At 53.1% G+C, this 1236-nt stretch carries 1 protein-coding gene; it reads left to right on the top strand.

What is annotated here, in order from left to right; genetic code table 11:
* The coding region (locus tag IEX86_RS24665) for a hypothetical protein (RefSeq protein WP_188868781.1) at positions 1–926 on the top strand (926 nt) is incomplete at its 5' end.
* Positions 927–1236: the final 310 nt, after the last annotated feature.

The raw sequence follows: 1236 nt of genomic DNA, 5'->3' as shown, positions 1-1236 counted from the left end.
TTTCCCACCTGCAAAATCTCCCCGCTGAGCTTAAGCTACATATCGCCCAATACACCGGTAAAAACGGCACAGGTGTTGATCTGGCATTACGGCAAACCAGTCGCGAGATGAAAGACATTGCCGAAAAAACGCTCTCTCAACGGCAGCAGTTCCTGGTGAAGAATGGGCAGGCCTTAGAGGATGCAGGCTATACAGTTGATCAAATGCACCGCTTGGCCGAACGGCCTGTCGTCCAGCAAACCTTTGTCCTGACCCACGGCCAGACGCTAAAGGACGCAGGCTATAATGGTGATGACATGAACGACTTAGCCGCACGGCCTGCCGCCGAGCAAACTTTTGTCCTGACCCACGGCCAGACGCTAAAGAACGCAGGCTATGACGGTTATGCCATGAACGGCTTGGCCGGATTGCCTGCCGCCGCGCAAAACTTTGTCCTGACCCACGGCCAGACGCTAAGAGACTTAGGCTATATCCATTATGTCATGAACGCCTTGGCCAGACGGCCTGCCGCCGAGCAAACCTTTGTCCTGACCCACGGCCAGACGCTAAAGAACGCAGGCTATAATGGTTATGCCATGAACGGCTTGGCCGGATTGCCTGCCGCCGGGCAAACCTTTGTCCTGACCCACGGCCAGACGCTAAAGAACGCAGGCTATGACGGTTATGCCATGAACGGCTTGGCCGGATTGCCTGCCGCCGGGCAAACCTTTGTCTTGACCCACGGCCAGACGCTAAAGAACGCAGGCTATGACGGTTATGCCATGAACGGCTTGGCCGGATTGCCTGCCGCCGGGCAAACCTTTGTCCTGACCCACGGCCAGACGCTAAAGGACGCAGGCTATAATGGTTATGCCATGAACGATTTGGCCAGACAGCCTGCCGTCAAGCGCGAAGCAGTCCTGCAAAATCTCACATCAAACAGCTAATGCCTACGCGCGGCCTGTGTCCACGATCCAAGATTGCTGGGCAAGGCCTGTCAGAAGAAGAGCAAAAGGTTTTGATAGAAGCTTTGAAAACAGATGGATAAAACAATGTCTTCCCAAAACTCGCTTAGATGTAACTTTTAATACTTACTGTATAGGGAAAAATAGCCTCTAGCTTGAACTGACCCCCGAAAGTTGGACACAACCTTTGAACTGACCCCCGAATGTTGGACACAACCTTCGAGGGTTCTTTATGGCGAAGTACTCGCTTCAGTTCAAACTCATGGTCATTCGCGATTATCTGGAAAGCGCT

The sequence above is a fragment of the Pseudomonas asuensis genome, assembly GCF_014646755.1.
GTDB classification, from domain to species: Bacteria; Pseudomonadota; Gammaproteobacteria; order Pseudomonadales; family Pseudomonadaceae; genus Chryseomonas; species Chryseomonas asuensis.
The sequence above is the reverse complement of the archived record's forward strand: the minus strand, read 5'-3'. Positions and strand labels throughout refer to the sequence as shown.